The sequence below is a fragment of the Nonomuraea sp. NPDC049309 genome, from assembly GCF_043196965.1.
Taxonomy (GTDB): Bacteria; Actinomycetota; Actinomycetes; order Streptosporangiales; family Streptosporangiaceae; genus Nonomuraea; species Nonomuraea fastidiosa.
Window position 1 is genome coordinate 499,717 of sequence record NZ_JBICSH010000003.1, and the last position, 12,529, is coordinate 512,245.

Below are 12,529 nucleotides of genomic sequence, written 5' to 3' on the forward strand. Positions count from 1 at the left end.
AAGCCGTTCAATGCGCCGCAGTAAGGTGGCGCGGGAAGTGCGCTCGGTTTCCGTTCCGGTCATCCTGTCCGGGCTCATCCGAGGGACTTGCGCAGGCTCAGCGGCCGCATGTCGGTCCATGTCTCGGCGATGTGGTCGAGACATGCGCGCTTGCTTCCCGTGGGGCCCGCCTCGCGCCAGCCCGGAGGCAATTCACGATCGGCGAACCAGATGGAGTACTGCTCCTCGTCGTTGCATACGACCTTGTAGACGCGGTCATCGTCGGTGGACGTCATAGGCTCCCCCGCCCCCTCGTCACGACTTGCGGTGCGCACCGCGCGGGCATGCGAAAAAGCGCATGCCGAACCGGGAAGGCGGCTCGCCTTTCCCCCGGTCGCGCCCCGTGGACCTGCAATGGGAATGACCCAACGATTCCGGAGATTAGGTGACCGATACAGGCTTGGCAAGAGGCGGAGATGAGATTTCATGCCGATGTGGAACGCGATCTTTCCGGTGTGCCGGTGTGTCCGGCGGGCGTATTGACAAGAAAGAAATCGCGCTCCTAGCGTGAAGACGGATGAATCACGTGGTCGTAGCGTTTCGCCGACCCTTTGTCAACCCATTTTCAATCCACCGTCGCTATTTGGGGCCGCCCGTGAAAGTCAATTCATGGAATGGATGGGATCCGCTCACCCACGTCATCGTGGGCCGTGCCGACGGCACGATGGTGCAGGCGCCGGAGCCGGCGGTGGTGAGGGACTGGCCGGAGCACGGCTTCCCCGCCGGCACCTACGGCCGGCTCCCCGACGACATGGTGGCGGCCGCCAACGAGCAGCTCGACGCCTTCGCCGACCTCCTGCGGCGGCGGGGCATCCGCGTCGACAGGCCGGAGGCGATCGACTTCAGCCGGCCGGTGTCCACGCCCGACTGGGAGCAGGGCAGCATGTTCGGCTGCATGCCGCCCAGGGACGTGCTCATCACCGTCGGCAACGAGATCCTCGAAGCGACCATGTGCTACCGCAGCAGGTGGTTCGAATACCTCTGCTACCGGCCGCTGCTCGGCTCCTACTTCCGCGAGGACCCCGGCATGCGCTGGGAGGCGGCGCCCAAACCGCGGCTCACCGACGCCTCGTACCGGGCCGGTTTCTGGGAGGAGTACGAGCGGCTGGATTTCGACGAGCAGATCGCCAGGGTGCGCGAGAACAACCTCGTGCTGACCGAGGCCGAGCCGCTCTTCGACGCCGCCGACATCGCGAGGTTCGGCAAGGACCTGTTCGTCCAGCTCTCCATGGTCACCAACAGAAGCGGCGTGGAGTGGCTCAGGCGGCACTTCCCCGGCCACCGCGTGCACGCCGTCACCTTCGGCAACACGCACCCGGTGCACATCGACGCGACATGGGTGCCACTGCGCCCAGGCCTGGTGCTCCACTGCGGCGAGCGCGAGGCGGAAGAGGAGCTCGTCCAGTACTTCAAGGTCAACGACTGGGAGATCGTCTCCGCCGCCCCGCCCGCCAGGTCATGGGACGACATGCCGAAGCTCTGCTTCTGCAGCCCGTGGCTGTCGATGAACGTGCTCAGCCTCGACCAGAACACGGTCTGCGTGGAGGCGAGCGAGGTGGCGCAGATGGAGCTGCTCGACAGCCTGGGCTTCGAGGTCGTTCCCGTGCCGTTCTGGGATGTGGCGCCGTTCGGCGGCGGGCTGCACTGCTCCACGGTGGACATCCACCGGGAGGGCGGGCTGGAGGACTACTTCCCCAAGCGCCACGGCAGGTTCTGACCATGACCGCCCGGCTCTCCGCGGCTCGGCCGCTGAGCATCGGCCGCAGGCGGCCCGTTTCCGGCGCGCTCCCGCCGCACGCGCTCGATCTGGAGATCGCCGGCCGGTCGCCGGCGGCGCCGTCCATGGACGCGTACGCGCTGCTGCTCACCGCCGTGGGACTGTGCGTCCGGCGGCACGGCGGCGCCACGCGCTTCGCCGTCGCGAGCCCGCTTCCGACCGGCCGCCCGCCGGGAGCGGTGCCGGTGCACCTCGACCTGGCGGGCGCGGCGACGATCGGCGAGCTGGTGCGCCGCACGAAGGCGGCCGTGCGGGAGGCGTACGCGGCCCCGGACACGTCCGTCACCGCCGACGTCACCTGCCGGCTGGACGGCCTGCACGGCGAACCGCCGCCGCTGCCGCGCCCGTCCGTCGCCGTCGCGTTCGAGCTGCGGGACGGCCACGTCACCGGGCGCGTCGAGCTCGATGCCGGGCTGTTCGGCCCGGACGAGGCACGCTGGTTCCGCGACCACCTCCAGCACGTCGTGCGCAACGCGCTGGCCGCCTCCGGCGACGAGCCGCCGCACGCGATCGACGAGCTGCCGCCGGACCTGCACCGGCTGGTGACCGTGGAGTGGAGCGGCGCCGCCGTGCGATCCCTGCCGGACGACCCCGCGCGGCAGTGCCTGCACCGGCTCGTCGAGCAGCAGGTACGCCGCTCACCGGACGCTCCTGCCGTCGTCTCGCCCGCGGGGACGCTGACGTACGGCGAGCTGAACCGCCGCGCCAACCTGCTGGCCCGCCACCTGATCGAGCGCTGCGGCGCCCGCCCCGGCATGCTGATCGGGATCGCGCTCGAGCGCTCGCCGGCGATGGCGGTCGCCGTGCTGGCCGTGCTGAAGGCGGGCGCGGCGTACGTGCCGCTCGACCCCGCGCAACCGCAGGACCGGCTGCGCTACATCGCGGCCGACACCGGCGCGCCGCTCGTCCTCACCCTCTCCTCGCTCGCCGGCGACCTGCCCGACACCGGCGCGCGGATCGTCCTGCTGGACGAGCAGGTCCCGGACGGTCAGGACACCGACCTCGACATCCCGGACGTCCCGCGCAGCGCCGCCTGCGTGATCTACACCTCCGGCACCACCGGCAGGCCCAAGGGCGTCGTGCTCACCCACCAAGGCCTGAGCAACAGCATGCGCTGGGAGCGCGCCGCCTACCGGATCCGCCCGGACGACCGGATGCTCCACCTCGCCTCGTTCGCGTTCTCGCTGGCGATCGTGGAGCTGCTCAGCCCGCTGTGCGCCGGGGCGCAGGTGGTGATCGCGCCTGCGAGCGCGGGCCGCGACGGCGGCGAGATCGCCCGGCTCGTCGCCGGATACGGCGTCACGTTGCTCAGCGTCGTCCCATCGGATCTGAAGCTGCTCCTGGAACAGGAGCCCGCGATGCCGTGGAACGCGCTGCGCGCCGTCATCACCGGCGCCGACGTCCTGCCGGTCCCGCTGCTCGAGCACTACTTCGCGGTGTGCCCGTCGGTGCCGCTGTTCAACATCTACGGGCAGACGGAGTCGTCGGTCGACGGCACGTACTGGATCTGCGCGCCGCCGGGCGACCTGGCCAGCGTGCCCGTGGGCCGTCCGATCACGGGCACCCGCATGTACCTGCTCGACGAGGACATGCGCCCGGTTCCGCCGGGCGCGACCGGCGAGGTCTGCACCGGAGGGGTGGCGCTGGCCCACGGCTACCTCGGGCGGCCCGAGCTCACCGCCGCCAGGTTCGTGCCCAACCCCTTCGCGGAGCCGGGATCGGGCGACGACACCCGCCTGTACCGGAGCGGCGACCTCGGACGCTGGCTCCCCGACGGCTCGATCGAGCTGCTCGGCCGCAACGACCACCAGGTCAAGGTGAACGGCGTGCGGATCGAGCTGGAGGAGATCGAGGCCGTGCTGCGCGAGCATCCGGGCGTCGGCGACGCCGTGGTGTCCGTCCAGCGGGCGGCCGGGCCGGACTGGGCGGCCCTGATCGCCGGCGTGCCGGAGCCGGTGCTGCGCGAGCTGATCGCAGAGGCGGAGGCCGCCCCCGCCGCCGGTGAGGTGGCGCGGTGACCGAGGTGCCGGCGAGCACGGCGGACTACGCCGCCCTGGCCCGCGCCAGGCTCCCCGAGGACGTCTGGCACTACCTCAACGGCGGGGCCGGCGACGAGGTGACCCTGGCCGCGAACGTCAGCGCGTTCCGCCGCCTGGCCGTCCGCCCCCGGGTGCTGGTCGACGTACGGCGGCGGGACGCCACCACCCGCGTGCTCGGCACCGCGCTGGCCGCGCCCATCGGGGTGGCGCCGATGGCCTACCACCGCCTGGCCCATCCCGACGGCGAGGCCGCCACGGCACGCGCGGCCGCCGCCGAGGGCCTGCTCATGATCGCGAGCACGTTCGCCAGCCGGCCGATCGAGGAGGTCGCGGCCGCCGCGCCCGGCCGGGTCTGGTTCCAGATCTACTGCTTCCGCGACCACGGCCTCACGGACGAGCTGATCAAGCGCGCGGAGGAGGCCGGCTGCCGGGCGCTCGTGCTGACCGCCGACACGCCGCTGATGGGATGGCGGGACCGCGACATCCGCCACCGGTTCCTGTTGCCCGACGGCGTCGAGGCGGCCAACCTGCGCGGTCTCGCCGGCCCGGGAGACGACCTCGCCGCCGTCACCCGCGACCTGCTGGATCCGGGCGTGACCTGGACGGCCGTCGAGCGCATCCGCGGGGTCACCGACCTGCCCGTGGTGCTCAAGGGCGTGCTGACCGCCGAGGACGCCGCCCTGGCCGTGGAGTGCGGGGTCTCGGGGGTGATCGTCTCCAACCACGGCGGCCGCCAGCTCGACGGCGCGATCGCCGCGCTGGACGCGCTCGCGGAGGTGGCCGGTGCGATCTGCCATCTGAGCGAGCGCGTGGAGGTCTACCTGGACGGCGGCGTGCGGCGCGGGATCGACGTGCTCAAAGCGCTCGCGCTCGGGGCGCGCGCGGTGTTCGTCGGACGCCCTGTTCTGTGGGGGCTCGCCGCGGCGGGCGAGGAGGGCGCGCGCGGGGTGCTGCGGCTGCTGAAGGCCGAGCTGGACGTCGCCATGGCGCTGTCGGGCCGCCCGGCCGTCGCCGAGCTGGGCAGGGACGCGGTCTGTCCCGCAGGGGGGTGTTCGTGACCGGAGCACACGTCATCGACCTCGGGATCGGCGAGCCGCAGCCCCGGCTGCTGCCGCTGGACTCGTTCCGGCAGGCCGCCGCCCACCGGCTCGCCCTGCCGGGCAACGACTACCTGCAGTACGCGCCCGAGCAGGGGTGGGGCTCGCTGCGCGGCGAGATCGCGAGGTTCCTGACCGGGTGGACACCGCACCCCGTGGAGCCGGACGAGCTGCTGATCACCGCCGGCGCCTCGCACGGGCTCGACCTGGTGCTCAGCCGCTGCACCAGGCCGGGCGACACGATCGTGGTCGAGGACCCGACGTACTTCTTCGCCCTGGAGGTGTTCAGGGACAGGGGCCTGCGGGTGCTCGGCGTGCCGATCGACGGCGACGGGCTGGACGTGGACGCGCTGGACGAGCTGCTGTCCACGGAACGACCCCGGCTCCTCTACACGGTCCCGGTCTGCAACAACCCGACAGGGGTCACGCTGTCGCCCGGACGCCGGGCACGGCTGGCCGGCCTGGCCGCCCGGCACGACCTCCTGATCGTCGCCGACGAGGTCTACCACCTCCTGGGCGACGCCGGACCCGCCGTCCCGTCGCTGCGCGCCGCGGCGCCCGACCGGGTGCTCTCGCTGGGCTCGTTCTCGAAGATCTTCGCCCCCGGCCTGCGGCTCGGCTGGATCCACGCGAGCCGCGAACGGCTCGCCCATCTGCTGCAAGACGGCGAGCTGCGCAGCGCCGGCGGGGCGAGCCCGGTGGCCGGAGCCGTCATGGAGAGCGCGCTCGCGCTCGGGCTGCAGGACCGCTTCCTGAAGGAGATCCGCGAGCTGTACGCGGCGCGGCGGCGCCACATGGTCCGGCTGCTGGCCGCGACGCTGCCGCCCGAGGTGACCTTCGAGCCGCCGGACGGCGGCTACTACGTGTGGCTGCGGCTGCCCGGCCACGTGGACACCGCCGCCCTGCTCCCCGCGGCGGCCCAGGCGGGCGTCGCCTACCGGCCGGGGAGCCTGTGCTCCTGGCGCGGCGGCCACGCCTGCTGCATGCGACTGTGCTTCGTCCACTACGACGAGCCGGACCTGACCGAGGGATGCGAGCGGCTCGCCGCGTTCCTCCGCGCCCACCTGCGAGCCCTGTGAGCGGCCTGCCGGCCCCTGCTCTTTGGAGACCAGCGTGACATCACACCCACGATCGCCCCTGTTCCACCACGAGTGGACCGACCGCAGACGCGGCGAGCCGGTCGCGGACACCCTGCGCAGCCCGCTGCTCGCGCTGCACATGAGCTCCGACGTGGACGACCTGCGGGCGGAGCAGATCCTGCTGGCGCGGCGGGTGCTGCGGGCGCGCGCCGAGTCCCGCCCCGTCGAGGACCTGCAGCGCGCGGTCGTCGAGCGCTTCCTGCTGGGCAGGACGGTCCACTTCGGCCCCGACGAGTGCCGCCCGCTCGCGGACGCCGAGCGCTACGCCAGGGAGCGGCGCGACGTCTTCATCGTGGTCAAGTTCATGGACGAGGCCCCGCACATCGCGGCCACCTTCCACTCCCTGCTCAACCAGCGGGGCGTGGACATGGGCCGGGTGGTGATCGTGGCGGTGGACAACAACTCCACCGACGGGTCCGACCAGATCGTCAAGAACATCATCGACGCCGACCCGGGGCCCGCCCGCATCGTCTACCTCAACCAGCCCAGGGCGGGCGCGGGCCACGCGGCCAGGCTGGGCGTCGATCGGTGCGTCGCGACCGTGCTGCGCATGTGCGAGGTGGACGGCGACTGGAGCCGCCTGCAGCACTCCGTGATCGCCGTGTCCGACGGCGACACGGTCTACCACCCCCACGTGCTCAGGGAGATCCTGCGCGTCTTCGGCGAGAGCCCCACCGTGGACGGCGTCATGCCGTTCCTCACCTATAAGGCCACCGCGGCGCTGCGGCTGTTCTCCGGCCACCGGGCCGCCGCGCCCGGCAGGCTCGCCGAGCGGGCCAGGTGGGACGCGGCCGTGGACGTCCCCATCGACCTGTCGGGCGTCCTCGCCTTCGACGTCCTGCCCCGATGGCTGCGCCGCCGCATCGGCGGGGAGATGGAGCTCGGCACGGCCGGCGGCGGCGTGCTGCGCGTCCCGCTCACCGGCACCGACGAGCACGGGCGGCGCTTCGGCGTGCTGCGCGACCCGGCGGGGCGGTGCGCGTACGTGCTGGAAGACCGCACGATCGTGCCGGCGCAGGCCCCCGTGTCGGGATGGGACGCCGCGCTGGTCTTCCTGGAGAACGGCGGTGTGCGCCCGGAGGAGAAGTGGCGCTGGCACGCCGTCGTCGGCCACGACATCTTCCTCACCTGGCTGTTCGCCGGTATGGGCGTACCGGAGGAGATGATCTACCCGGACACCAGCGACGCGCTCAAGGCCATCAGGACGTGGGCCTTCGCCATCGGCGGCCAGCACCAGCTCTACCGGCCGGGCCTGCGCATCGTGACCGGCAGCGACTATCAGTCGGGGCGGGTGCTGCAGGCTGCCGGCTGCACCGTACGCCTCGGGCCGGCGCAGGCGTACGCGGAGACCGAGATCGACCGCCTCATCAAGATGGCCAGGAATCTGATGCACGGCCAGTCCGTCTTCTACGGCCGCACCCGGGACTCGGCGATCGAGCGCGCCAGCGGCCTGTACGTCCACATGACCCGCATCCAGCGCGACATCGAGGAGGAGGTGCGCGGCTACGACGACCAGGCGTTCGAGCAGCGGATCTTCCCCGAGCGGCTGCTGTTCCCGCTGCGCTGGATCTTCCAGAACGCCTACCGCTTCCACGCCCACCACGACCCGGAGGCCCGGCGCGTCGTCCGCGAGCGCGTGCTGGAGGTCTTCTTCCCCGGGCGGGCGGCGGAGATCGAGGAGCGGTGGTTCTCCCCGGCGCACGCGGACCGCATCAGGGACGCCGCGCACGACGACCGCGTGGACGTCGCCGAGCGGCTGGCCGAGGAGCTGATCGCGGAGAACCACCGGGAGATCATGCTCTGCTACCGGCGGACCCTCGCCGGCTTCTTCGACGCGCAGCGCGTCCCGCGCGACCGGTACGCCTGGCTGCTGGAGGGCGTGGAACGCACCAGGAACGCCCTGCGCCAGAAGCCCCCGGTCGTGGACCCGGCCGCGGTCTGGCAGGAGAAGGAGTTCGTCATCGACGTCGAGCGCGGCCAGGCCGTCCACGTGCGCGGGAAGCCCGCGAACGGGAGGGGGACGCGGTGAAGGTGCGGCTGTGGGACGGCGAGGTCCCGCACGCCCGCGGGACCGGCGAGCGGGACGTGCCGTTCCTCGACGTCCACCTGCCCGCGCCGGATGAGGCCACCGGCGGGGCCATGCTCATCCTGCCCGGCGGCGCGTACACGTTCCTGTCGGAGAAGTCCGGCGCCCAATACGCGCGCTGGCTCGCCGGCAACGGGATCGCGGGCGTCGTCGTGCACTTCCGGCTCGGCTCCGCCGGATACCGCCACCAGGCGCTGCTCGCCGACGCCTGGCGCGCCCTGGAGGTGACCGCCGCCCACGCGGCCGCCTGGAACATCGACCCCGAGCGCATCGGCGTGATCGGCACCTCGGCGGGCGGCCACCTGGCGGCGATGCTGCTCACCGGCGTCGCCGGGCCCGATGACGCGCGGCGGACGGCGCGACCCGGGCTCGGCGTGCTGTGCTACCCGGTCATCTCGATGCTGGACCCGCTCGCGCACCAGGAGACCAGGGACAACTTCCTCGGAGAGCAGGCCGGCGACAAGGAGCTGCGGCGCTGTTTCTCCGGCGAGCTGCTGGTGGACGGCGTGGTGCCGCCATGCTTCGTCTGGCACACCCGTGACGACGACGAGGTGACCTGCGGTAACAGCCTCGCGTTCGCGCGGGCCCTGCACGAGCGGGGGCGGCCGTACGAGCTGCACCTGTACCAGACGGGGCCGCACGCGCTCGGGCTGGCGCACGGCACCGGCCTGCACTGGGCCGCCGACTGCCTCCGCTGGCTGCGCGACTGGGGATACTGACCCGCGCCCCGCCACCTGCCCGGAGACACCGCGGGCCTGGGGACACCGCGGGCCCGGAGGCACCGCGGGCCTGGGGACACCGCGGGCCTGGAGGCGCCGCGAGCCCAGGGCCGGCCTCGCGCTCCCGGAGGCGCCGGGCACCTGGAGGCGTCGCGCGCCCGGGTGGCGTCGCAGAGACCCCGCACGTCCGGCGAACCCGCACATCGGGAGATTCCGTACCGATCGCCTGCCCTGTAAGGTGATCCGGGGTTTCGTGCGTTTCAGGACCGGTCTGGTTACAGATCTGCCACTCCGTCACTACCCACTGCTGTCCGTGTGCTTAGGTGTTGCTCTGACAATTCCTGTGCTGGAGTGGGGTTGAAGCGTGTCAAGGTTCGACTGGCGCCATTCGGGGTTCGCGCCGCTGGTGGGGATTCTGGTGTCCGCGGTGCTGCTCATGACCGGGATGGTGCGCCAGTTACTGTCATTCGTGGGGGCGACCACGGCGCCGGGGGCGGCCGAGCTGGTGGTCACGCTGATCATCGCGGTGTTCCTCACCACCGTGCTGCGGATCGTGCGGGCGGTGCCCGACATCAAGAAGGAGAGCGCCGCCACGGCGCGGGCCGCGGCCAGCGTGCAGGCCGTCCGGCCCAGTGATGACACGCTGGTCGGGCGGCGGCTGCGGCTGTTCAAGGAGGCGGCCGAGGCCGGCGGCGACGCGGAGGCGGTGCTGAGCGCGCGCTCCGCGCTCGACGACACCGAGATGGCCAACAAGCACCACATCGATCACGCCCTGATCTGGGCGCTGCCGGTCTTCGGCTTCATCGGTACGGCGCTCACCATGGCCACGATGGTCGGCTCGTTCGGCAACGCGCTCGACAACCGGGGCGACCCCGGCGTGCTCATCACGGCGCTCAAGCAGCACGTGCTGCCCGAGCTGGCCTCCGCGTTCGGCGTCACCATGATCGCGCTGTTCCTGAGCGTGCTCGCGTTCGGCGCGATGGCGCTGGTCGAGCGGGCCGAACGGGCCGGCGTGGCGGCGGCCGACGAAGTGTTCCTCGTCTACCTGGCCCGGCTGCCCGGCGCCGCGAAGGGCGGTTCGTCCGCGCCCGCCGGCCCTGAGCTGCGCGGGCTGACGCAGGAGCTGGCGCAGTCCAGGGACAGGACCGAGGAGCTGATCAAGGGCATCGACGCGCTGCGCACGGCGGTCGAGCGGCTGAGCGCCGTCGAGAGCAAGCCGCAGAAGTACACGCTGGTGAGGGAGCAGTGAGAAAGCAGGCCACGCGGTCGTTCGCGCCACCGCTCGACCTGCGGTTCATCGACCTGTTCATGGCGATCGTGCTCGCCCTCTCGTTCGTGGCGATCATGCTCACGGTCGTGGCGCGCATGCTGCCCACCGAGGAGACCTCGCAGCCGCCGCGCAGGCAGACGGTGGCGCAGCTGGAGCGGCGGCTCCAGGAGGCCGAGCAGGCCCGGCAGGCGGCGGAGGCGGAGCTGCGCGCGACCAAGGAGCAGATCTCCGAGCAGACCGCCTTCGCGCTGCCGTGGTGGCTGATCGGGTTCTGCGCGCTGCTGGGCGTCCTCACCGTGTTCATGAACTGGCGGGTGCGGCTGTGGAACAAGGGCAGCCTGCCGCGCTGGTGGACGTGGGCCCTGGTCACCGTCGTGGTCGCGGTCGTCACCGTGGTGATCAGAGAGCTCAGCGACGGGCAGGGCTACCTGCTGCTCGCCGAGATCCCGTGGTGGGCGGCGGACGTGCTCTGCCTGGGGCTGCTGCTGGTGGCGTACGTGCTGATCACCGACATCCGGGACAGGCAGCGTGAGCTGCGCGATATCACGGCGAAGTACGCGCCCGATCGGTAGCAGGTTCCGGACGGTCACCTGCTGAGCGGGCCGGCCGCGCACGACCGGCATCTCGGCGGCGCCGCGCTGCGCGCCGCCGAGGCCGAGCCGGGGATGCGCCTCGCGCGGGCCGGGTTCGGGCACCCGCGGCGGCAGGACGTCCTCGACGGCTGCCGCACGGCGGTCAGTGACGGCAGCCGGCGTACTCGTCGAGGCGGCGCAGCATCGCCACCAGCATGAGCGGGAACATTCCGGCGTGCACGACGATCATGAGCACGCCGCCGTCGATGGCGCCCGCCCACAGCAGCGGGAACAACGGCACGGCCGGGGCGAACATGATCGCGCACATCTCCAGTGTCGGCGCCCAGCCGTGCCCGCGCACCCGCATCCACGCGGCCATGCCGATGGACATGTCGAGCGCCATCGCCAGGTACCACAGCTCGGGCTGCTCGGTGTACGTGACGCCGAGGTCGGCGGCGGAGCGGAGCATGCCGATGAGGAGCATCCCGGCGAACATCGCGATGATCATCTCGACGTAGTGGAGGGCGAACCTGCCCCAGTTACGGCCGGTCCTGGCGGGGGTGGTGGTCGTCGTCATGCCCCGACTGTCGCCGCCGGGGTCCGCCGGGACCAAGGGAAGTGGCCGGACATGTCCGGAAACTTGGGTTCTCGGTCTGCCGGACCTACAGTCGGGCCATGGACCGACGACGGTTCGTCGTGGTGGCGTACGAGGCGGCCGAGCTGCTCGACATCGCCTGCGTGACCTCGACGCTGGAGAGCGCCAACTGGCACGGCGCGCTGCCGTACTACGAATACCGCGTCGCCACCCCCGGCGGACGCCCCGTCACCACCGGCACCGCGCTGCGCATCGAGGCGCAGCTCGCGCTCGAACGCGTCAAGGGCCCGCTCGACACGCTGCTCATCTCCGGCGGCATCGGCTACGCGGACGCCGCGGCCGACCCGCACATCGTCGGCCACATCAGGCGGCTGGCCCGGGAGAGCCGCAGGGTCGCGTCGGTCTGCACCGGCGCGTACGTGCTGGCCGCCACCGGGCTGCTCGACGGCCGGCGCGCCACCACTCACTGGAAGCAGGCGCACGAGCTGGCCGGGCGCTTCCCCGGCGTGACCGTCGACCCCGACCCGATCTTCATCCGCGACGGCAAGGTCTCGACCTCCGCCGGCATCACCGCCGCGCTCGACCTCACGCTCGCCTTCGTCGAGGAGGACAACGGCACCGAGCTGGCCAGGACCGTCGCCAGGAACATGGTCACCTACCTGCAGCGGCCGGGCAACCAGGCCCAGATGAGCATGTTCGTCGAGCCGCCGTCGCCCGCCGACGGCCTGGTCCGGCGGCTCGTCGAGCACATCGCCACCCACCTGCGCGACGATCTCGGCACCGCCGCGCTCGCCGCCGAGGCCGGCGTCAGCGAACGTCACCTCACCCGCCTGTTCATCAAGCACCTCGGCCTGACCCCAGGCCGCTACGTTCGCAAGGCCCGCACCGAGGCCGCGGCCCAGCTGCTCGCCACCACGTCGCTGCCGATGGCGGCCGTCGCCGCGCGCTGCGGGTTCAAGACGGCCGAGACGCTGCGGCAGGCGTTCATCGACCGGTACGGCATCCCGCCCTCCCGCTATCGGATGACCCAGGCCGCCGGTTGAGACCGTTACCGGGGGCGTTGCGGGGTGGTTGATGCCGTTGTGAGAACTGTGGCAGAGTTTGACCCCACTTGGCGAGGCGCCAGGGCGGGGCGAGGCCGAAGGGCACGCGCACAAGACGCGAGCGCGGCGTGATCAGCGCGCGTGACGCGACCA

At 72.2% G+C, this 12,529-nt stretch carries 11 protein-coding genes; 9 read left to right on the forward strand and 2 right to left on the reverse strand.

Going from position 1 to position 12,529, the window contains the following annotated elements:
- Positions 1 to 74: 74 nt before the first annotated feature.
- Positions 75 to 275: an MbtH family protein gene (locus ACGFIM_RS22925; RefSeq protein WP_393203336.1), complete on the reverse strand. Its 201-nt coding sequence runs from the start codon at positions 273 to 275 to the stop codon at positions 75 to 77.
- A 359-nt stretch (positions 276 to 634) separates the two neighbouring features.
- On the opposite strand from ACGFIM_RS22925, the gene ACGFIM_RS22930 reads away from it, so the two are divergent.
- The 8 genes from ACGFIM_RS22930 to ACGFIM_RS22965 all read left to right on the forward strand — a co-directional run bounded on the left by ACGFIM_RS22930 (position 635) and on the right by ACGFIM_RS22965 (position 10,738).
- Positions 635 to 1,756: a serine/threonine protein kinase gene (locus ACGFIM_RS22930; protein WP_393203338.1), complete on the forward strand. Its 1,122-nt coding sequence runs from the start codon at positions 635 to 637 to the stop codon at positions 1,754 to 1,756.
- 2 nt (positions 1,757 to 1,758) lie between these two features.
- Positions 1,759 to 3,834, forward strand: a complete 2,076-nt coding sequence (locus ACGFIM_RS22935) for an amino acid adenylation domain-containing protein (protein ID WP_393203340.1) — start codon at positions 1,759 to 1,761, stop codon at positions 3,832 to 3,834.
- Positions 3,831 to 4,913 carry an alpha-hydroxy acid oxidase gene (locus tag ACGFIM_RS22940; RefSeq protein WP_393203342.1) on the forward strand — a complete coding sequence of 361 codons (1,083 nt, stop codon included), beginning with the start codon at positions 3,831 to 3,833 and terminating at the stop codon, positions 4,911 to 4,913. Before ACGFIM_RS22935 ends, ACGFIM_RS22940 begins: the two co-directional genes overlap by 4 nt.
- A complete protein-coding gene (locus ACGFIM_RS22945) occupies positions 4,910 to 6,031 on the forward strand; it encodes a PLP-dependent aminotransferase family protein (protein ID WP_393203344.1) in 1,122 nt (373 codons plus the stop codon). The genes ACGFIM_RS22940 and ACGFIM_RS22945 overlap by 4 nt, the downstream gene beginning before the upstream one ends.
- A 34-nt stretch (positions 6,032 to 6,065) precedes the next feature.
- The gene (locus ACGFIM_RS22950) at positions 6,066 to 8,120 is read left to right on the forward strand and encodes a glycosyltransferase family A protein (RefSeq protein WP_393203346.1); all 2,055 of its coding nucleotides are present in this window, start codon (positions 6,066 to 6,068) and stop codon (positions 8,118 to 8,120) included.
- Entirely contained in the window at positions 8,117 to 8,896 is a 780-nt protein-coding gene (locus ACGFIM_RS22955) for an alpha/beta hydrolase (protein WP_393203348.1), read from the forward strand. The genes ACGFIM_RS22950 and ACGFIM_RS22955 overlap by 4 nt, the downstream gene beginning before the upstream one ends.
- A 364-nt stretch (positions 8,897 to 9,260) precedes the next feature.
- Positions 9,261 to 10,145, forward strand: coding sequence for a hypothetical protein (locus ACGFIM_RS22960; protein WP_393203350.1), 885 nt, complete (start codon positions 9,261 to 9,263; stop codon positions 10,143 to 10,145).
- Positions 10,142 to 10,738 carry a hypothetical protein gene (locus ACGFIM_RS22965; protein ID WP_393203352.1) on the forward strand — a complete coding sequence of 199 codons (597 nt, stop codon included), beginning with the start codon at positions 10,142 to 10,144 and terminating at the stop codon, positions 10,736 to 10,738. The genes ACGFIM_RS22960 and ACGFIM_RS22965 overlap by 4 nt, the downstream gene beginning before the upstream one ends.
- A 163-nt stretch (positions 10,739 to 10,901) precedes the next feature.
- On the opposite strand, the gene ACGFIM_RS22970 is transcribed toward ACGFIM_RS22965, so the two are convergent.
- The gene (locus ACGFIM_RS22970; protein WP_393203354.1) at positions 10,902 to 11,315 is read right to left on the reverse strand and encodes a hypothetical protein; all 414 of its coding nucleotides are present in this window, start codon (positions 11,313 to 11,315) and stop codon (positions 10,902 to 10,904) included.
- A 98-nt stretch (positions 11,316 to 11,413) separates the two neighbouring features.
- Between ACGFIM_RS22970 and ACGFIM_RS22975 the strand changes: the two genes are divergently transcribed.
- The gene (locus ACGFIM_RS22975) at positions 11,414 to 12,376 is read left to right on the forward strand and encodes a GlxA family transcriptional regulator (protein ID WP_393203356.1); all 963 of its coding nucleotides are present in this window, start codon (positions 11,414 to 11,416) and stop codon (positions 12,374 to 12,376) included.
- Positions 12,377 to 12,529 lie beyond the last annotated feature (153 nt).

Excerpts from the sequence above, each read along its gene's own strand:
- ACGFIM_RS22925 (WP_393203336.1), bottom strand. The coding sequence starts at position 275 with ATGACGTCCACCGACGATGACCGCGTCTACAAGGTCGTATGCAACGAC.
- ACGFIM_RS22935 (WP_393203340.1), top strand. The coding sequence starts at position 1,759 with ATGACCGCCCGGCTCTCCGCGGCTCGGCCGCTGAGCATCGGCCGCAGG.
- ACGFIM_RS22970 (WP_393203354.1), bottom strand. The coding sequence starts at position 11,315 with ATGACGACGACCACCACCCCCGCCAGGACCGGCCGTAACTGGGGCAGG.
- ACGFIM_RS22975 (WP_393203356.1), top strand. The coding sequence starts at position 11,414 with ATGGACCGACGACGGTTCGTCGTGGTGGCGTACGAGGCGGCCGAGCTG.